12 protein-coding genes are annotated in these 20,058 nt (G+C 59.1%); 10 read left to right on the forward strand and 2 right to left on the reverse strand.

Features of this window, described 5'->3' with window-relative positions:
* Positions 1 to 43: 43 nt before the first annotated feature.
* The 5 genes from F6X24_RS17130 to ureC all read left to right on the forward strand — a co-directional run bounded on the left by F6X24_RS17130 (position 44) and on the right by ureC (position 6,114).
* Positions 44 to 532, forward strand: a complete 489-nt coding sequence (locus F6X24_RS17130) for a GNAT family N-acetyltransferase (protein WP_151089166.1) — start codon at positions 44 to 46, stop codon at positions 530 to 532.
* An 88-nt stretch (positions 533 to 620) separates the two neighbouring features.
* Positions 621 to 1,220 carry a HupE/UreJ family protein gene (locus tag F6X24_RS17135; RefSeq protein WP_191906372.1) on the forward strand — a complete coding sequence of 200 codons (600 nt, stop codon included), beginning with the start codon at positions 621 to 623 and terminating at the stop codon, positions 1,218 to 1,220.
* A gap of 112 nt (positions 1,221 to 1,332) precedes the next feature.
* The gene (locus tag F6X24_RS17140; protein WP_151089168.1) at positions 1,333 to 2,058 is read left to right on the forward strand and encodes an urease subunit beta; all 726 of its coding nucleotides are present in this window, start codon (positions 1,333 to 1,335) and stop codon (positions 2,056 to 2,058) included.
* Positions 2,059 to 2,090: 32 nt separating this feature from the next.
* Entirely contained in the window at positions 2,091 to 4,367 is a 2,277-nt protein-coding gene (locus tag F6X24_RS17145; RefSeq protein WP_151089169.1) for an NACHT domain-containing protein, read from the forward strand.
* Between the two features lie 25 nt (positions 4,368 to 4,392).
* A complete protein-coding gene (gene ureC / locus F6X24_RS17150) occupies positions 4,393 to 6,114 on the forward strand; it encodes an urease subunit alpha (RefSeq protein ID WP_151089170.1) in 1,722 nt (573 codons plus the stop codon).
* A gap of 494 nt (positions 6,115 to 6,608) precedes the next feature.
* On the opposite strand, the gene F6X24_RS17155 is transcribed toward ureC, so the two are convergent.
* Together F6X24_RS17155 and F6X24_RS17160 are read right to left on the reverse strand one after the other, a co-directional pair.
* On the reverse strand, positions 6,609 to 8,735 hold the full coding sequence (locus F6X24_RS17155; RefSeq protein WP_151089171.1) for a hypothetical protein: 2,127 nt from the start codon (positions 8,733 to 8,735) through the stop codon (positions 6,609 to 6,611).
* A 22-nt stretch (positions 8,736 to 8,757) separates the two neighbouring features.
* Entirely contained in the window at positions 8,758 to 12,180 is a 3,423-nt protein-coding gene (locus F6X24_RS17160; RefSeq protein WP_151089172.1) for a hypothetical protein, read from the reverse strand.
* Positions 12,181 to 12,435: 255 nt separating this feature from the next.
* Between F6X24_RS17160 and F6X24_RS17165 the strand changes: the two genes are divergently transcribed.
* The 5 genes from F6X24_RS17165 (at position 12,436) to gltB (ending at position 20,023) form a co-directional block, all read left to right on the forward strand.
* Positions 12,436 to 12,822, forward strand: coding sequence for a transposase (locus tag F6X24_RS17165; protein ID WP_191906309.1), 387 nt, complete (start codon positions 12,436 to 12,438; stop codon positions 12,820 to 12,822).
* Positions 12,768 to 13,385: an IS630 family transposase gene (locus tag F6X24_RS17170; RefSeq protein WP_191906310.1), complete on the forward strand. Its 618-nt coding sequence runs from the start codon at positions 12,768 to 12,770 to the stop codon at positions 13,383 to 13,385. The genes F6X24_RS17165 and F6X24_RS17170 overlap by 55 nt, the downstream gene beginning before the upstream one ends.
* A 243-nt stretch (positions 13,386 to 13,628) precedes the next feature.
* On the forward strand, positions 13,629 to 14,297 hold the full coding sequence (locus F6X24_RS17175) for an urease accessory protein UreF (RefSeq protein ID WP_151089173.1): 669 nt from the start codon (positions 13,629 to 13,631) through the stop codon (positions 14,295 to 14,297).
* Positions 14,298 to 14,429: 132 nt separating this feature from the next.
* Positions 14,430 to 15,182 (forward strand): urease accessory protein UreG, encoded by a 753-nt coding sequence (gene ureG, locus F6X24_RS17180; protein ID WP_151089174.1) that lies wholly within the window; start codon positions 14,430 to 14,432, stop codon positions 15,180 to 15,182.
* Between the two features lie 335 nt (positions 15,183 to 15,517).
* A complete protein-coding gene (gltB, locus tag F6X24_RS17185) occupies positions 15,518 to 20,023 on the forward strand; it encodes a glutamate synthase large subunit (RefSeq protein WP_151089175.1) in 4,506 nt (1,501 codons plus the stop codon).
* Positions 20,024 to 20,058 lie beyond the last annotated feature (35 nt).

The raw sequence follows: 20,058 nt of genomic DNA on the forward strand, positions 1-20,058 counted from the left end.
AATAAATAATATATTATAAAAATCTCCCCGCCTGCCCCTCGTTTTGGAAACCGTTATCACCATCCGCCCCATTGCGCCGGGCGACGACGCGGCGCTGGCCCGCATTATCCGGGATACACTCACGGAGTTTGGTGCCGCCAAGCCAGGCTCCGTCTTTTACGACCCTTCTACCGACCACTTGCACGCGCTCTTTCAGCACGCGCAGAGCGCCTATTTCGTGGCTGAGGCGGACGGCATGGTGCTGGGCGGCGCGGGCATCTACCCTACCGACAACCTGCCCGCCGACACCACCGAGCTGGTTAAAGTATACCTGCTGCCCCAGGCGCGCGGCCGTGGGCTGGGCAGGCAGCTGCTGGAAAAATGCCTGGCCGAAGCGCGCGCCCGCGGCTACGGCCGGGTGTACCTGGAATCGTTCGAGGAGATGACCCAGGCCCTGCCGCTATACGAAAAGCTGGGCTTTCACTATCTGCCGCAGCCAATGGGCAACAGCGGCCACTTCAGCTGCCAGATTTGGATGATTCGGGAATTGTAGTAACTGCCTTATAATTTATAAACAGTCATGCCGCACGCAGTGAAGCATGGCTATTTTCTTTGCGTTAAGTCTACCTCCTGCCAGCTTCATGTCCTCTCTCCTGCCCTTTCTATTCGCGGTGGTGATGGGCATGGGCCACGCTTTCGAGCCCGACCACCTGCTGGCGGTCAGCACCCTCGTGGCGCGCCACGACCAGCTGCGGGGAGCCCTCAAAAACGGCTTGTTCTGGGGCCTGGGGCACACCACCATGCTTGCCATTTTCGGCGGACTGCTGATTTTTGGGCGGGCCACGTTTTTGCAGTCGGGCTACTTCGAAGCCGTGGTGGGCCTGATGCTGATTGTCCTGGGTATCAGCCGGCTGGTGGATAAAAACTCGTATCAGCCGGGGCCGGTGCTGCGGCAGCGGCCGGGCTTTGCCTACTCCGTGGGGCTGGTGCACGGGCTGGCCGGGAGCGGGGCGCTGGTGCTGCTGGCCCTGAGTGCCATCCCCAGGCCGGCCGGGGCCATTGCCTATATCCTGCTGTTCGGGCTGGGCTCGGTGCTGGGAATGCTGGTGGCCGTCAGCCTGATGCGCATTCCGTTCACGCCCCGCATGCGGCTGGGCCGGCGGCTGCGGGCGGGCGCGGTGGTGCTGTCGTCGGTGCTCAGTGTAGGGTACGGCGGCTGGATGGTCTGGACGCACGTGTGACGGCTGTAGCGTGGACTCTGCGAGTCCGCGCGTTGCGCCGTTCGCACATCACCCCACGCGCGGACTCGCAGAGTCCACGCTACGCCCTACATTCGCAACTAAACCCCTCACCATGCACCTCGCTCCCAAAGACCTTGATAAGCTCGTGCTGCACCAGGCCGGGGTAGTGGCCCAGAAGCGCTACGCCCGCGGCCTGCGCCTCAACTACCCCGAGGCCGCCGCCCTGCTCGCCACTCAGCTGCTGGAGTTTATCCGCGATGGCGAATCGGTGGCGACGCTCATGGACAAGGGCAAGCAGCTGCTCGGCTTCAACGACGTGCTGGAGGGCGTGGCCGACCTGCTGCCCGAGGTGCAAGTAGAAGGCACCTTCCCCGATGGCACCAAGCTCGTGACCGTGCACCAACCCATTTGCCGCGAGCACGGTTCGCCCGAATTGGCGCTCTACGGCAGTGGCCTCAGCCGCACGGCCCCAGCCGCCGCGCCGGTGCCCGCCGCCGTACCGGGCGAGTACCTGCTGGCCGATGGCGACATTATCCTAAACGAAAACCGCCCCGTTATCGAGCTGGAGGTACTCAACCGGGGCGACCGGCCGGTGCAGGTGGGCTCGCACTACCCCTTCTTCGAAACCAACGCGGGGCTGGACTTCGATCGGGCAGCAGCATTTGGCTACCGGCTCAATATCCCGGCCGGCACGGCGGTGCGCTTCGAGCCGGGCGAGCGCAAGCGCGTGCAGCTGATAGCGCTGGCCGGCGAGCGCCGCGTGTACGGCGGCAATGCCTGGATTGATGGCCCGCTCGATGAGGCCGGCAAGCAGCAGGCGATAGGGAAGCTGGGGTAATTTTCTTATCATTAACTATTTTTTGCAAAGTCATGGCTCAAATAGACGAAGGAAAGCTTTTTGAACAAGAAGTATGGAGTATTGCACGTGAATTGTGGCCAAGCGCTGAAGGCGGTGGACCTATCACAGTTGATGGCTCCGAAAAAGATGGCATATATATTACAGAAGAAATGGTACATATCATTGAATGTACTATTTCGAAAGGCCAGAAAAAGGCTCAGAATGATATAGAAAGTCTTAGACAGCTTGTAGATAAATACAAGCGGCAGTATCCTGACAAGGGGGTCAAAGCATACTTCATCACTAAGCATGAACCAACAGGTGAACAAAGAAGCGTTATCCCTTCAGCATATACATCGCAGATACTTGCTATGTCATTCTCGAGGTTTCATTCTAAAATAATTGATGTAAGCAATTATTTCAAGCATAGAGAAAACCATTTTTTTGGAAGCATAAAGAATCCAATTGATGATTCTGACACAAAAGCTCATTACGACTTTATACCTGTTCAATTAAGTGAGATAAATTCCTCTAAAGGATGGGCAACAGGAGATATTTATAATAATTTAATACATGGAAAACGCATAGTTATTCTTGGGCAATATGGTGTCGGAAAAAGTGTAACATTAAAAGAGGTTTTCAAGAAATCACTCAAGGCTTACAAGGGAAGCTTAACAACCAAATTTTGTATTTACATTAATTTGAGAGAGCACATTGGCCAAACAAATCCTGTTGAAGTACTTGAGAGACACGCCAGAAATCTTGGATTTCCATATCCATACCACTTAGTAAGGGCTTGGAAGAGTGGCTATGCTGATATTATACTAGACGGCTTCGACGAAATACCTGCTCTAGGGTGGGCTGATAAGACCTCAAAGCTAAAAACTATACGTCAGAATGCAATGCAGCTTGTAAGAGAGTTCGTTAAATTAACTCCAAAACAATCAGGACTTTTGATATCCGGCAGGAATAATTTTTTTGATTCTATTCAAGAATGCGTTACTGCGCTAGGACTAACTAATAATTATACTATACTAACGCTAGAAGACTTTAATGAGCAACAAGCGAACACTTTTTTAAGAAGGTTTCTTAAAGACGACAATATTGTTGTACCCGAATGGTTTCCTTCAAAGCCGTTACTACTAGGTTATTTAGTAAAACAACACATTATAAACCAAGATATCCTAGGAAATAAAGCTATTTCTCCAGCCCAAGGATGGGATATTCTCTTGGATGAAATATCAGAGCGAGAGGCTAGCATTGACCCCAGCCTAAGCGCTAAAGTAATACGTGAGATAATCGAAGGCGTAGCATCTCATGCTAGAAAATACCAGTCTGGATTAGGACCTATTTATTTTAAAGACCTTGAAAGTATTTTTTCAGAAAAAGTTGGCTACCTAGCTGACGACAATGCTGTTGTGTTATTACAACGTTTGCCTGGTCTTGGTGGACTAAATCAGCAGGACGGTTCACGAGAATTTATCGATATAAATTTTGCGGACGCTGCAAAATCAGGGGAAATTATCAGGTATATATTAAACCCTTATGAGTATAAAATTTCTTCTGAACCTAAAGTTTGGCAGGAATCTATTAACGAAATATCAATTCAACTCTTATCGTTAAAGACGAAAAGCCTTAGCCCTACAGTTATGGAAGCGGCTGCGCGACAAGCAGAACGTTCTGGCCTAGATGTTCTCGGCGCTGACATTCTATTAACAATGAGATACAATGAACAGTCTTGGATAAAAGAGCCCATTAAGATTCAAAGCATTGTAATCCCTGCATTTCATTCGAAAAATCTGCCAGGTTGGAACTTAGTCAGATTTGAAGAGGTGATAGTAAAAAGAATTTCTTTTGAAGAAGAAATTGAAGTAGCCAATCATCCAAAATTTGTCAGGTCATTATTTGGCTTTGCAGATGGTATAGCATCTGCAACATCTTTACCAAACGAAAATTTCTTAGAATGCGAGTTTGAATCGTTTGAAGCAATCAATCAAACTACAGCATCTATACTAGAATCGTCCTTGCCTATTCCTGTTAAAGTTTGCTTCACAGTATTAAAGAAGCTATATTTTCAACCTGGCGTAGGCAGGCAATACAGCGCTTTCACTCGTGGGTTAAGCAATGTTGAGAAAAGGTATATCGATGACGTTTTAAGAATCCTTCGGCAAGAAGGCTTAACAATTGCTCCATCTAATAACTCAGACGTTTGGGTTCCAATACGTGCGCAGTCACCACGTGTCAAAGCTTTAGTACAAAACCGTACAGTTAACGACCCTTTAATTGAGAAAATAAAGAGACTTTCTTAACCTCGCTATTCTTAAAACAAACCCCATGTCCCTACCCCTTTCCCGGCAGGCGTATGCCGCTATGTATGGCCCGACTGTGGGCGACCGGGTGCGCCTGGGCGATACCGACCTGCTGCTGGAAGTCGAGCGCGACTACTGCGTGTACGGCGAGGAATGCAAGTTTGGTGGCGGCAAAACCCTGCGCGACGGCATGGGGCAGGCGGCCGGCGTCGGGCAGGCCGACGCGCTCGACCTGCTGATTACCAACGCGCTGGTGCTCGACTACACCGGCGTGTACAAGGCCGATATCGGCATCAAGGGCGGGCGCATCGTGGGCATTGGCAAGGCGGGCAACCCGCACATCATGCCCGGCGTGGACCCGCGCCTGGTGGTGGGCGTGACCACCGAAGTGGTGGCCGGCGAGGGGCACATCCTCACGGCGGGCGGCATCGACTGCCACATCCACTTCATTTGCCCGCAGCAGCTGACCGAGGCGCTGGCCTCCGGCGTGACCACGATGGTGGGCGGCGGCACCGGTCCGGCCGCCGGCACCACGGCCACCACCTGCACGCCGGGCGCGTTTTATATCGAAATGATGCTCAAGGCCACCGACGCCTTCCCCATGAATTTCGGGTTTTTGGGCAAGGGCAACACCTCGAAGCCGGAGGGGCTGGCCGAGCAGGTGGAGGCCGGGGCGCTGGGCTTTAAGCTGCACGAGGACTGGGGTACTACCCCCGCCACGATTGATAACTGCCTGACTATCGCCGACAAGTACGACGTGCAGGTGTGCATTCACACCGATACGCTCAACGAGAGCGGCTTCGTCGAAAACTCGGTGGCGGCCTTCAAGGGGCGCACCATCCACTCGTACCACACGGAGGGCGCGGGCGGCGGGCACGCGCCCGACATTATCAGGATTTGCGGCGAGCCCAACGTCATCCCGTCGAGCACCAACCCCACGCGGCCATTCACGGTGAACACCATCGACGAGCACCTCGACATGCTGCTCGTGTGCCACCACCTCGACAAGAACATCCCCGAGGACGTGGCTTTTGCCGAAAGCCGCATCCGCCCCGAAACCATTGCCGCCGAAGATATTCTGCACGACCTGGGCGCGCTAAGCATCATCAGCAGTGACTCGCAGGCCATGGGCCGGGTGGGCGAGGTCATCACCCGCACCTGGCAAACGGCCCACAAAATGCGCCAGCAGCGTGGCCCCCTCCCCGAAGACGCGGGCGCCAGACGCCCGAACGATAATTTTCGCGCCCGTCGATATATAGCAAAATATACCATCAACCCCGCCCGCGCCCACGGCATGGCCCACGAAATCGGCTCGGTCGAAATCGGCAAGCTGGCCGATTTGGTGCTCTGGAAGCCGGCCCTGTTTGGCTCGCGGCCGGAGATGATTATTAAGGGCGGCGTCATCGTGCAGGCCCAGATGGGCGACCCTAATGCCTCCATTCCAACACCGCAGCCCTCGTTTTCGCGGCCCATGTTTGGGGCGTTTGGCGGGGGGGTAGGGTATTGTTCGGTGGCGTTTGTGTCGGGTGCTTCGGTAGAGAAGGTTTCTTCCGAGTATGGCCTGAGCAAGCGCGTACTGGCGGTGAAAGGCTGCCGCACGGTGGCTAAGAAGGACATGGCCCTGAATGACTATTTGCCTAATATTTCGGTGGACTCTGAGACGTACCGCGTAATGGTCGATGGCGTGCACCTGACGTGCGAGCCGGCGCAAACGCTGCCGCTGGCGCAGCTGTATAATTTGTTTTAGGGGGTCACCTCACCCCCAGGCACGCAACTTTTATCCCACTTACACTGTACATTTGTACAACAAATAAGGGCACCAACCTACCGGCCGATGCCCTTACCGAAACTACTTGAGCCAATGAGCGAGTAACAACAGGCCTGTGCCTTTTGCTATTCCTTTCAGAAGCTCAAAAACAAGCGGAACGACCCACTTATTTACTAGTTTCTTCGCGTTTTTCCATTCCATCTGGTCAGAAGTAGAAGGGTTATACTACAACCCTCACACTTCTCGAAGCCCTGGCTGCTCCAACAGCCGGGGCTTCTCTTTTTACAGAGTAGCCGTAGGCTGGGGGACTTACCAAACGCGAGTGCGGCAAAGATAGGGCGGCAGCTTCTGCCCTGCCCCATCCCAAAAGAGCTGCCCACACGCAGCAGGCAGCTGAATGCGGGCAGCGAGTAAGGGGCGCCTAATTTAACCAGAAATCAGCCTGGAATCTCTGCTAAACTTCACAGCTACCGCTAGGCTGGCAAGGCCGCTACTTCGTGGTATAGCCGAACCAGGTCGAATGGATAGGGCCAGACGGTGAACTGGTTGCGCCGTACAAACGTGACCGTGAGCAAGGAAAGCAGCTTAGCCAGGTGCGTAGGGTCAGGGCTGCCATACTGGTGTATCTGATAGACGTGGTGGCCCCGCGCCTCAGCGCCGTTGCTGGCCTGGGCACCGCTGACTATGTAGCGCTTAGCCTCCGGCTGATACCAGATACCGCCTGCGTACACGCCAATCGCCTCCTGGCTTTTGGCCGATGCTTCCGGGTTTTGTGCCCTGATGGTACGGATGACCGGCCAGTTAGGCATGGCAATGGCTTCGGTACGCTCCAATTCAAACACTTCGCGGCCTACCAGCACAAAATGCGCCTTACGAATATCGCTGTCCGCCTCATCGGCATCGCTAGGCTTATTGTGAGCATACTTAGGCCGCCGTGCCATAAAGTGCTGCTTTAGGTCCTGCCACGGCATAAACCGCTCCTTAAGGACCCGCTTGCCAGCCGGCTCCTCTAGGTGGGCAAAGGCCAGTTCGCCTTCGTTGAAGTAGAGCAGCGTATCATCAGTAAGAAAAGCCCATTCGTCAGATAAGGTATCGAGCAGCGGGAGGCAGGCAGCGGGGGCGGCAGAGGCCCGGCCGGCTAGCACCCATTTCAGCCACAGCTCGGTCAGGCACACATCGGCTTTAAGGCGCAGCGTTTTCAGTTGCTTGGCAGCCGTTCGGCGCAGCTTACGGGCTTCATCGGTTTCGGGGGGCGCTTCGCCGGTTTCTGTGGGGGCCGGGGCTGACTGGGGTGCGGGCAGGTCGTAGCTCAGGTAGCTTTCGGCGACAGCGAACTTCGCTACCTCGTTGAGGTTGACGTTCAACGTCTGCTTTACCACCTCGGGCAGCTGCTCATAAAGCACCGGATACGGGTCGGCGTAGCCAGCGGCAGCCAGCAGGCCAGGCTGCCGGTCCTGCACAAAGGCGTCTTTGCCGGCATCCGTCAGCACCAGTAGCGGCTGGTCGGGATTAGCCTGTCTAGCCTCCACTAGTTCAAACGATAGCACAAACGCCTTCTTGCCCGACTTGAAGCTGTGGGCACTGAGCCACTGCACATAGTCGGCGGCGGGCACGGCGGCGCGGTTCAACCGATTATCTACCACTTGAATGATGGGCAGCAGGTTAAGCGGCAAAGGCGTGGCGCGGGGCCGCAGGCGCTGCATCGCCTCCTCGGCTAGCTGCACGTCGAAGCCGTAGGTGCTCAAAAAACCATGCAGCCGCTCCTGCACGTGCCGCACCTGGTACGAGCGGCTTTCGCGGTACTTGTCGGGCTCCGCTTTGCTGCCGTTGTGGTGCCAGTCGGCGGTGGTGCGCTTGCCGCTAGTGGTCTTTTGCTGATACACAGCCCTCGCAAACGTCGCCACCTGGCTAGGCCTCAGCTGCCGCAGATACGTGTGGCCCATGCTGGCAAATAGCTCATAGTAAGTACCAAGCGAGGCGTGGGCACCGACCTTAGCCGCGTCAATTTTAGCGAACGTATTAGCCTCCACCTTTACCGTGAGCGTATGCAAGTCACCTTCGCTATCCACTTGTGGCTTAACTTCTACAGCCGTCAGGCGCTTGCCGCTGGCTGAGCCCTTGACACGCAGGTAAAACTTACTCTGGCACACCCGGCGCTCGCGCTCCCGGTCGCTGTGCTCATAGAAGCACAAGGCCACCATCAGCTTGAGAAGCACGTGCGGCTTTAGCTCGTCGGGACCAACGGGCTCAGCCGTTATTTCTTCGGCAAGCACCTGGCTAGGGTTGCCAAAGTGATACTGCCAGGGCTTGGCTGTGTGCCCAACAGGTAGCAATGTGTAGAGCGACGCCTGCGGCTCATCAAACGTAAAAAAGTAAAAGGGCCGGTCAATCTGGTCTTTATAAGCGTTGGTAAAGCTGGGATAAAACATTCCCGGCTTGACCTGAAACCGCCGGTAGCGCTCCTGCGAGGGCGACAGCCGATAGCGCCAGATACTGTAGGATTGCAACAGCTTTGTATAGTCAGCAGGCAGCTTGATGTGCAGCTGATTGGTGGGCACCAGCAGTTGCTGGGGGCTAGGGCTTGGTTTGTTTTGGGGCATGAGAAAGAAATGGGTTAAAGGATTAGAAATGGGTAAGCAGGCGCTCGCAGGCGAGTGTTAGTAAGTCGTTGGCATCGGCGGGGTCGGGCTTGAGCGTGCCGGTCAGCACCACGATGCGGGCCTGCGCCCAGTCGGGCACCCGCGCAAAGTGCTCGTCGTAGAAGCCTAGCGCGCTTTCTTCATCATGCCGCAGGTTCATCACCACCAAGCGGCAAGGGTCGGCGGCGGTAGTGGGCGTGGCGTGGCTCAATTGCTGCCACTTGCTCACCATGCGCCCCTTAAAATGCGCCTCATTGAGGTTGGGATGGTAGAACGGGTCGTCGGGTGGCAGCGGAAACTGCCGCAGCGTGCGGTTGCCGTAGTTTTTGCAATCGATGTAGATTGGCCGGTTTTCCAGCTTGAGGTCGGCCACCTCAAATACCTTATCGGGCACGGCCGCACTGGTGGCTTTGATGCCCCGGCTTTTCAGCACGGCATCAATCACTTCCTCCCCAATAGCCCCGACCAGGATAGACTGGTACACATAGGGCAGCAGGTACGTACCCGAGTCTACGAAGGCCAGCTCGTAGCTGCGCACCCGGAAATGGGTGGCTAGCGGCGAACCCAGCTGGCTGTTCACGGGGCGGTAGGCGGCGTTCAGGTCCCAGGGCTTGAACTCGGGGCTGTTAGTGCCCGGCGGGGCCAGGTGCATTTCGTGGTTGATGAGCAGCTTGCCCTCCCGCACGTAGTCGCTGCGAAACGTGCCCCGGATACGGGCCAGTTGGTTGGGGCGCGGCTTGTCGGCTAGGGTCTGGCCGGGGCGCAGCGGGCGGGGCAGGTCGTGGCGCAGCACGTCGTCGCGCAGCCACTGCCAGCGCTGACGGGCATCGCCCTCGCCAGTGCGCTTAAAATGCTCTAGCTCAAGCACCAGACGGTGAATAGCGTCGCGGGCCGCGTCGTTGGCGCGGCGCAGGTCGTGCAGGTCGTCTTCCAGCTCTTTGCGGGCCTTTTTCTCCTCGCTCCCGATAGCGGCCAGCAGCGTTTGCATGTTGCCCGAGGCGTAGCGCAGGTAGTTGTCGCACTCAGTGGCTAGCTCGGGGTCGGCGGCCATGCGGGCCAGCACGCCATACACGTCGCGGGCCAGGCACAGCCGCTGCTCGGGCATGTGCTGCCACACCCGCTCGATGCGCCCCAGCGCCTGCACCAGCACGCTGAACTGGTTCAGCACCCCATCGGTCGTATTCAGGTACTCTGCGTTGTAGCGGTTGAGCCGGCGAATCTGGCCGAGCAATCCGCTAGCCTGGGCTGCCGTCAGGCGTTTGGCATACAGCAGCTTTAGCACCCCATACACGTCGCGCTTGATAGCCGCGTGCTGCTCAGTGGCCGTGGCGTGCGGCTCTACCCCACTAAAGTAGTAGTACGGCGCTTCGAGCAGGTGCAGAAACTGAAAATCGCGCTTGCCGGCATTGCGCCCGGCCTCATAGTCGGCAGAAGTCTGATAGTATTGAAGGTTTACCCCATTGCCCGCCGAGGGGTAGGTAGTGATAACCACCACCGGTCGCCCCGCCCAAAATAGCGCGTTGTACTGTGCGTGCAGCGTAGGGTCGGTGCGCAGCTCCTGCCCAAACCGGGCATCGTAGAGGGCTACCGTGCAGGCTACCCGGTGCTGCCGGGTTTCGTCACGGCACCATACGTCGTAGATGCGCAGGTTTTTGTCGCCCGCTGCCGGGTGTGGCGTCGCCCCAAACCAGCCATCCTCGTCGCCGCCCGTATCGAGCAGGCGCTGCACCTGCCGCAGCGAGGACAGAAAAACCAGGTGCGTGGGGCCGGTCGCCAACTGGGCCGGGTCTTGCGTGGCTAGCCGGGCCAGCAGCCAGAATACGTGCTGCACCCGCCCCAGCCGGTGGCTCAGCGCGCCCGCCTTTTTGCCAAAATAATCGGGGTCGGCCTGGGCCAGAGCAGCCAATTGCTGCCCAAAAGGCGCGAGCAAACTTAGCGGCTCCACCACTTCGTGCGTGATGGTATTCTGCCGTGCCCCGGCCTTACTAGCATTGGCATGGCGCACATCGGCTTCATCGGCCGGCGTATTGGGCAGCGGGCCGAATGAGTCGGTGGGGCGGCCGGGGTGCGCCAGGCCGGTCCAGTCGAAGTTGCGCAGCACCCGCTGAATGTGCGCCGTAGCCGACAGCCCAAATACCAGGTGCTGGCCCGCCAGCGCCCGCAGCATCGACTCGGGGCTGTCGTTGAGCGAGTGGTACAGCACGCCTACCTCCTCGGGGTCGGTGAGTTGGCTTGTGTCCATCTCAATCTCGTAGAGGCCAAAGCCGTTGGTCAGCAAGCTACCGTAGCTGGTTTCGCACAGCTCGTACTGGGCCCCTATCTGGCTCACCTGCCGAATTTCGCGCAGGTAATCGGTGCTGCCAAAGCACTGGCGCAGCACCTCGAAATAAATATCCTCGTGCTCGGCCTGCAAGCGATTAAACAACCGGATAATGTCCTTCACGGCCCGCGTTACTACATCGAACAGCAGAAAGGCATTGGGGCCACCCGGCGCGGCCGTGAGGGTAAATGAATGCTGCCGGGGCGTGGCCGGGTGCAGGTACACCGGCTGCTGCACCAGCGAGCGGTTCGACTGAAAAATGGCCCGCCCGCGCAATTCTTCCTCCGCCGTATCGAAGTGGGTAATATTCGGAAAATCAATCTTGTGCTCTAGCAAAAGCACGTCGATGCGAGTCTGAATGGCCTGCATCATCTCCCGAATGGGCTTCCACTCGGGCCGGTGGGCCAGGTACTGCGGGTGCGTGAGCTTGCGGCGGCATAAGCGCTCGTAAAACGTCTGCACCAGCCCAAACGGGTCGCGCACTTCCTTATCGTGCGCCAGCAGGTCGAGCAGGTCGTTTTCGAGAAAGTCGAACTCGTCGAACACGAATACGTACCGCCCTTCCGCGGGTGCCTCCCAGCGCCCTAGCCGCACCGTGCGCTGCCCGTCAAACACGCCGTGGAATGCCTTATGTACCGTCAGCAAAAGCAGCCGGCAGCTAGCATCAGCCTGAAAATGCAGGTAAGGAAAAAGGCGTGGCCACACCGCCAGCGTAGCCAGCTCCTGGGCCGGGCGCTGGTCGATGCGCTGCTTGGCAAGCGGAGCTCCAGCGGCTAGCCGACGCGCCAGGGCCAGTAGCTCTTTGAGCGGCTTGAGGGCTTCGCTAGCCAGGTCGCCCAAGTCCACCAGGCCAGCCCCACGCGCTCCCATCTCCCACGCCCGCTTAAACCGTTCGGCTTTGCCGCGCAGGTCGTCCAGGCTAGTGGCGGGCAGCCGCTCGAGCCGTCGGTATTCGTCTAGCAGGGCGGGCAGGTGCGGGTGCTGCAACATCTCATTCAGCGACCCATCGTCCAACACCTGCTGCAATTGGTCGGCATCCTTATGCTGCTGCACATACTGGCGCGGCTCTTCTACCAGCGCAGCCATTTCATTTAGCAATTGAATCCGATTGGCTACGTAGATAAACTTGACGTCAGGCGGATAATCCCCCGTATTCAGCAACTCCGCCAAGCTACTGGTCTTGCCCAGCCCTGTGCCTCCCAGCACTAGCTTTAAGCCAGTTGCATGTGTTTCTATGGTGCGGCGGTAATAATCGGTGTATAAGCTCATGCGCAAGAGGGCCAGGGGTAAAACTAGAGCAAACTTCAGGTTTGTGTACAGGCTATAACGTACATTCCGTTCATGAAAGCTTATTCTACTGACTTGCGCGAACGCGTGGCGGCCGCTTGCCAGCAAGGTAGCCGCACGATTGGCGAAGTGGCCGCGCAGTTCAGCGTGTCGGATTCGTTTGTGCGCAAGTTGCGCCGACGCCAGCGCACGAGCGGTTCCGTGGCTGCTTTGCCGCAACGCAGTGGGCCAGCGCCGTTTCTGAACGCGGCGGCCCAAGCGCAGCTGGCGGCCTGTTTGCGCCAGGAGCCCGATGCCACGTTGGCGGAATTGTGTATTTGGCTGGCCGCCATCGGCGGTCCGGCAGTGAGCCAGACCACACTCTGGCGGGCGGTGCAGGCACTGGATTGGCGGCGAAAAAAAAGAGCGTCCATGCCGCCGAACGCGACACGCAACGGGTGAAGGAGCTGCGCCGAGCTTTTGTAGAGGCGCTGCAAGCCGAGGATTTTACCTGTTTTAAGTTCGTGGACGAGACCAGCACTAACCTGACGTATTGCCGCCGCTACGCCCGGGCCGAAGGCGGGCAGCGCGCCCGCCAGGCCACGCCCCTGCACGGCGGGCCCAACGTGACGCTGGTGGCGGCGCTGACGCCGAACGGGTTGCAAGCGGTCATGACCCTGAGCGGGGCCGTCAACGGGGACGTGTTTGCCGCCTACCTCGACCAGGTGCTCGGCCCCACGTTGCGGCCCGGCGACGTGGTCGTGCTCGACAACCTGCCGGCCCACAAAGTGGCCGGGCTGACCGAGCTCGTCGAAGCCCGCGGGGCCCGCCTGCTGTATTTGCCGCCCTACTCGCCCGATTTCAATCCCATCGAACTCGCCTTCAGCAAGCTCAAAACCTGGCTGCGCACCGCCCAGGCCCGCACCCGCGAGGCCCTGGAAAGCGTCATTCACGACGCCACCAATTGGATAACTGAGCTCGACGCGAAAAACTGGTTTGACCACTGTGGTTATCATGTACACTAACCTGAAATCTGCTCTAAAAATATTGGCGCAATTAATGGCTCGCTTACTAAACACGTTGCCTACCAATTGCTAAAAATGAAGGCACACCCCCTATAAATCCCTTCTGCTTGTTACAAGCTATTGAAAATCAGAATTTTTATTTTTAAATGTTTTTTCAAGGTACTTAGGTGACCAGCTTTCGCAGCCCAGGATTTCAAGCCAAAAAATCAGACCCGTTGTAGCTTACCGCCTCAACCGCTCCTTGTGCCGCACCTCGCCCGCCTGCTTCACCTTGCCGATTCGGCCCTGCCCACCGGCTCTTTTGCCTACTCCTACGGGCTGGAAAGCAGCCTGACCTTCGGCCTGGTGCGCACCGAAACGGAGTTTCGGGCCTATCTCTATTCCTTTCTTCAGCAAGCGGTTGGGTTTGAGCTGCCATTTATTACCTCGGCCGCGCACCTGGCTGAGGCAGAGCTAGCCAGCCTTTTAACCGAGTACGATGCCCAGCTGCTCACGCCCGCGCTGTACCAGGCCAGCCTCACGCAGGGCAAAAACTGGCTGAAGTTGCTAGCTACCTTTTACCCCGAAGCAGGGCTAGCCGAGTTGGGCCGCGAGCTGGCGCAACGGCAGTTGCCCGCGCATTTTGTGCCATTGTTTGGCCTTAGCTTAGGCAAAGCTGGCTTCGCCGTGGCTGATATTCAGGCTACTTACCTGCACCTGACCCTGCGCGACCAACTGAGTGCGGCCATCCGACTGGGCTTTATCGGGCCAATGGCGGGGCACCTGCTGCAACACGATTTTTACGAAATTTTTGAGAATTTGCTGGATGCCGCCGATATTCGGCCCTACACCGAGGCTACTCGTTGCACTTTATTACTCGATGTAGCGCAAATACTACACGACGACATTTACTCGCGACTCTTCCAGAATTAACCCACGCCCGTCATGCAGAGCGCAGCGAAGCATCTCGCCCGCACCGCTGGGGTTACTAAATCCTAACGAAGCGAGTGGGATACTTCGCTGTGCTCTGCATGACAGACGATACAAGTAAGTATCACCTTATCTATGGCTTTCGTCGATAAACTCGCCCTCTTGCTCCACGGCCACAGCCACGAGGTACTGGAGTCGCCCGGCGACTTTGCCGAGCGCGAAACCCGGCGCCTGCCGCCCTATCGCAACTTTCGTAAGCGGGCCTTCACGGTGGGCATTGGCGGGCCGGTGGGCACCGGCAAGACGGCCCTGCTCAAGGCGTTGTGCGAAAGCCTGCGCGACGACTACCGCCTCGGCGTGGTCACCAACGACATCTTCACCCGCGAGGATGCCGAGTTTCTGATTCGCCACAGCGCCCTCACCGCCGACCGTATCGTGGGCGTTGAAACCGGCGGCTGCCCACATGCCGCCATCAGAGAGGATATATCCTTGAACATGAATGCCCTGGAAGGGCTCATGGAGCGTTTCGACAATCAGCTTGACTACCTGTTTGTGGAAAGCGGCGGCGACAACCTGGCCGCCCACTTCAGCCGCGAGCTGGTCGACTATTCTATTTACGTGATTGATGTGTCGGGCGGCGATAAGATTCCGCGCAAGGGCGGGCCGGGCATTACCCAATCGGACCTGCTGGTAATCAACAAGATTGACCTGGCTCCGCTGGTCAAGGCTGACCTGGAGGTGATGGACCGCGACTCGCGCCGGATGCGCGGCGACGGGCCGTTTGTTTTTGCGCGTGCCGCCGATGGCCATAACTTAGGGGCCATTATCGACCACATTCACCTGGCTAAGACGCAGGCTTTGGCGGCTGTGCGCGAAGACCGCCGCTAGCCCCGGCGACGCAAGCTGAGCCTCAGCGTCGTATCTTACTCTCCGGTTCGCGCCCCCACTGCGCGCTACCACCCCGGTAACGGCTGACTCTGTTGGCCTTGTCTCGCCCCTACCCCCTCCCCCTCCCACCCACTACGGATGCCGATTTTCGGCACTAGCCTCGCTGCTTTCAAAAAGCAGCTTGGGGCCAGCGCCGCGAAGCCGTGCCCGGCCGCCTGCCTGTAGCGTGGACTCTGCGAGTCCGCACGCAGGTGGCAGCCGGACGATAGCACGCGCGGACTCGCAGAGTCCACGCTACACGCAAGCGCTTTACTACTTGATAATTCTTACCTGCAATGACTACGCCCACCCTCTACCGGCCCGAGTTTGAGCACGACGCCTGCGGCACCGGGTTTCTGACGTATATCGACGGGCGCAAGAGCCACCAGATTGTGGCCGACTCGCTGACCATGCTCGCCAATATGGAGCACCGGGGGGCCTGCGGCTGCGATTCCGACTCGGGCGACGGCGCGGGAATTCAAATTCAGCTGCCGCACTGGTTTTTGCTCGAAGAGTGCGTGGCCCACGGCATCCGGCTGCCCGAGCCGGGCAACTACGGCGTGGGCATGGTCTTCTTTCCCAAAAAAGAGAAGCTGCGCGCCGCCAGCAAGCAGGTAATTGCGGAGGCCGCCCAGCGGCTGGGCATTCCGATACTTGGCTACCGGCTGGTGCCGGTGCGCACGGCGGGCATCGGCGTCACGGCGCTGTCGGCCGAGCCAGCGATTGAGCAGCTGTTCTTGGGGCAGCCGGTAGGGCTAGCCACCGACGCAGACTTTGAGCGCAAGCTTTACGTGCTGCGCCGACTGGTTATCAAGTCATTGAATGAGCAGCTGCCGGCGGCGCTCGACGACTTCTACTTCGCCTCGCTTTCGTGCCGCACCATCGTGTACAAGGGCCAGCTGACGACTTTCCAGGTCGGCATGTACTTCCCCGACCTCAGCGACGAGCGCGTGACCTCGGCGTTCGGGCTGGTGCACTCGCGCTTCTCCACCAACACCATGCCCTCGTGGCGACTGGCCCAGCCGTTTCGCTACCTGGCGCACAACGGCGAGATAAACACGCTGCGCGGTAACCTGAACTGGTTTTTTGCGGGCCTGCCCAACTACACATCGCCCTACTTCTCGGCCGAAGAGATGGAGATGCTGCTGCCGGTTATCGACCCGTGGCAGTCGGACTCCGCCTGCCTGGACAACATAGTGGAGTTACTATATCATTGCGGCCGGTCGCTGCCGCACGTGATGATGATGCTGGTGCCCGAAGCCTGGGACGGCAACGAGCAGATGGACCCGCTCAAAAAGGCATTCTACGAGTTTCACGCCACCTTTATGGCCCCCTGGGATGGCCCGGCAGCGCTTAATTTCACGGACGGCACCCTGGTAGGCGCGATGCTCGACCGCAACGGGTTGCGGCCGTTGCGCTACGCCATCATCAACGACGGGCGCGTGCTGGTAGCCTCCGAGGCCGGCGTGCTGCCGCTGCCGCCCGCAAGCATTATCAAGAAAGGCCGCCTGCAGCCGGGTAAGATGTTTGTGGTCGACACCAGGGCCGGCCGGATTCTGACCGACCGCGAAATCAAGGCCCAGGCCGCTGGCCAGCAGCACTATGGCACCTGGCTCGAAAACTACCAGATTCGGCTCGAAGACCTGGCCGAGCCGCGCCAGGTATTTACCGACCTGGGCGCGGAGGCCGTCAGGAAATACCAGCAGGTATTCGGCTACACCCGCGAGGACGTGGAAACCGTGCTCACCCCGATGGCGCTGGAGGGCAAGGAGCCCATCGGCTCGATGGGCGTGGACGTGCCCCTGGCCGTGCTATCCGACCAGCCGCAGCACCTGAGCAGCTACTTCAAGCAGTTTTTTGCCCAGGTTACCAATCCGCCCATCGACCCCATTCGCGAGCGGCTGGTGATGAGCCTGGCCACTTTCATCGGCAACAACGGCAATATCCTGGACGAAAACCAGCTGCACTGCCACTGCGTGGCGGCCAGGCAGCCGGTGCTCACCAATCTGGAGCTGGAGAAGCTGCGCAGCATCGACACCGGCTCGTTTCACGCCAAAACGCTGCAGACCTACTTCCAGGCCGATGGCAAGCCGGGGGCGCTGCAACGCGGCCTCGAACGCCTGTGCCGCTACGCGGAAGACGCGGTGAACGACGGCTTCGAGGTATTGATTCTCTCCGACCGGGCCATGGACTCGGAACACGCGCCGATGCCGGCGCTGCTGGCGGTGTCGGCGGTGCATCACCACCTTATCCGGCGCGGAATGCGCGGCTCGGTGGGCCTGGTAGTGGAGGCCGGCGACGTGTGGGAGGTCCACCATTTTGCCTGCCTGCTGGCATTTGGAGCCACGGCAATTAACCCCTATCTGGCCCTGTCCACGATTCAGACGCGCCACGCGGCGGGTCAGCTGGGCCCCAATCTGGCCCTCGATAAATTAGCCTACAACTATATTAAGGCCGTGTGCGACGGCCTGCTGAAGATTTTCTCGAAGATGGGCATCTCGACCCTGCAATCGTACCACGGCGCGCAGGTATTTGAGATTCTGGGGCTTAATCAGCACGTAGTAGACCAGTATTTTACCGGCGCCGTAACGCGCATCGAAGGGCTGGGGCTGGATGAGATTGCCAAAGAAACCTTATACAAGCACTTCCACGGCTTCCGGCAGGAAAGCACCGTCGGCCCCGAGCTGCTGGCCACGGGCGGCGTGTACCAGTGGCGGCGCACCGGCGAGGCCCACATGTTTGACCCCGAAACGGTGCATCTGCTCCAGCACGCCACCCGCACCGGCAACTACCAGACGTACAAAAAGTATGCGCAGCTGCTCAACGAGCACCCCAACCAGCTGTTCACCATTCGGGGGCTGCTGGGCTTTGCCCGGCACCGGCCCAGCATTGCGCTGGCAGAAGTGGAGCCGGCCGAGGTCATTATGAAGCGCTTTGCCACGGGCGCGATGTCGTTCGGCTCCATCTCGCACGAGGCGCACAGCACGCTGGCCATTGCCATGAACCGCATCGGCGGCAAGAGCAATACCGGCGAAGGTGGCGAAGACCCGCTGCGCTACGAGCAGCTGCCCAACGGCGACTCCATGCGCTCGGCCATCAAGCAGATTGCTTCGGCGCGCTTCGGCGTCACGGCGCACTACCTGACCAATGCCGACGAGCTGCAAATCAAGATGGCCCAGGGCGCCAAGCCCGGCGAGGGCGGCCAGCTGCCGGGCCATAAAGTAGACGCCTGGATTGCCAAAGTGCGCCACGCCACGCCCGGCGTGGGCCTGATTTCGCCGCCCCCGCACCACGACATTTATTCTATCGAAGACCTGGCGCAGCTGATTTTCGACCTGAAAAATGCCAACCGCGCCGCCCGCATCAACGTGAAGCTGGTGAGCAAGGCGGGCGTAGGCACCATCGCGGCGGGCGTGGCCAAGGCCCACGCCGACGTCATTCTCATCTCGGGCTACGACGGTGGCACGGGCGCCTCGCCGCTCAGCAGTATTCGTCACGCTGGCTTGCCCTGGGAGCTGGGCCTGGCCGAAGCGCAGCAGACGCTGCTGCGCAGCCAGCTCCGCAGCCGGGTGGTGCTGCAAGCCGACGGCCAGCTGAAAACCGGGCGCGACCTGGCCGTGGCCGCCCTGCTGGGCGCTGAGGAATGGGGCGTGGCCACGGCCGCCCTGGTGGCCGGTGGCTGTGTGATGATGCGCAAATGCCACCTCAATACCTGCCCGGTGGGCGTGGCCACCCAGGACCCCGAGCTGCGTAAGCTGTTCAGCGGCCAGCCCGAGCACATCGTCAACCTCTTCCGCTTTTTGGCCGAGGAGCTGCGCGAAATCATGGCCGGGCTGGGCTTTCGCACCGTGAACGAGATGGTGGGCCGCAGCGAGTTCCTGAAAGTAAACCCCGAAGCCGGCCACTGGAAAGCCCGGCTCATCGACCTCGACGCGGTGCTGACGCCCGCCCCGAACCCCTCGGGCGGCACTTTGTATAATAGCGAAAGCCAGGACCACGGCATCGCCGAGGTGCTCGACTGGCAGCTCCTCGAACACGCCCGGCCCGCGCTGGAGCGCCAGGAAGTGGTAACGGCCGAGTTTGCGGTCAGGAACACCAACCGCACCATCGGCACGCTGCTCTCCAACGAAATTGCCAAGCGCTACCACTCGGCCGGTCTGCCCGCTGATACCATTCGCTACAAGTTCACCGGCTCGGCCGGGCAGAGCTTCGGGGCTTTTTCGGCCAGCGGCCTCACCTTCAAGCTCGAAGGCGAAGCCAACGACTACGTAGGCAAGGGCCTGAGCGGCGCGCGGCTAGCCATCTTCCCGCCCGCTACCAGCACCTTTACCCCCGAGAATAACATCCTCATCGGCAACGTGGCGCTCTACGGCGCCACCTCGGGCGAACTCTACGTGCGCGGCAAGGCGGGCGAGCGCTTCGCGGTGCGCAATTCAGGTGCCACGGCGGTAGTCGAGGGTGTGGGCGACCACGGCTGCGAGTACATGACCGGCGGCCGCGTGCTGGTGCTGGGCCGCACGGGCCGCAACTTCGCCGCCGGCATGAGCGGCGGCCTGGCCTGGGTGTATGACCCCGCCGGCCAGTTCCCTGTGAACTGCAACCCCGAAATGGTAGCCCTCGAAGGCTTGACCGAAACGGATGAGGCGGAGATTCAGGTGCTTCTCCAGCAGCACCACGAGCTGACGGGCAGCCACCTGGCTAACTTCCTGCTGGGCAACTGGGACGAGGAAGCGGGGCGCTTCGTGAAGGTGTTCCCGTTGGAGTACAAGCGGGTGCTGGAGAAGGCGGTGAAGGTGGGGTAAGGTCGTTCAGGCGGGCGCCTCAACATCTACCCTAA

Source organism: Hymenobacter baengnokdamensis (assembly GCF_008728635.1).
GTDB classification, from domain to species: domain Bacteria; phylum Bacteroidota; class Bacteroidia; order Cytophagales; family Hymenobacteraceae; genus Hymenobacter; species Hymenobacter baengnokdamensis.

Bases quoted from the DNA above. Each gene is read 5' to 3' on its own strand.
- F6X24_RS17135 (WP_191906372.1), top strand. From the start codon at position 621: ATGTCCTCTCTCCTGCCCTTTCTATTCGCGGTGGTGATGGGCATGGGC.
- F6X24_RS17140 (WP_151089168.1), top strand. From the start codon at position 1,333: ATGCACCTCGCTCCCAAAGACCTTGATAAGCTCGTGCTGCACCAGGCC.
- F6X24_RS17145 (WP_151089169.1), top strand. From the start codon at position 2,091: ATGGCTCAAATAGACGAAGGAAAGCTTTTTGAACAAGAAGTATGGAGT.
- ureC (WP_151089170.1), top strand. From the start codon at position 4,393: ATGTCCCTACCCCTTTCCCGGCAGGCGTATGCCGCTATGTATGGCCCG.
- F6X24_RS17155 (WP_151089171.1), bottom strand. From the start codon at position 8,735: ATGCCCCAAAACAAACCAAGCCCTAGCCCCCAGCAACTGCTGGTGCCC.
- F6X24_RS17160 (WP_151089172.1), bottom strand. From the start codon at position 12,180: ATGGCTGCGCTGGTAGAAGAGCCGCGCCAGTATGTGCAGCAGCATAAG.
- F6X24_RS17165 (WP_191906309.1), top strand. From the start codon at position 12,436: ATGAAAGCTTATTCTACTGACTTGCGCGAACGCGTGGCGGCCGCTTGC.
- ureG (WP_151089174.1), top strand. From the start codon at position 14,430: ATGGCTTTCGTCGATAAACTCGCCCTCTTGCTCCACGGCCACAGCCAC.
- gltB (WP_151089175.1), top strand. From the start codon at position 15,518: ATGACTACGCCCACCCTCTACCGGCCCGAGTTTGAGCACGACGCCTGC.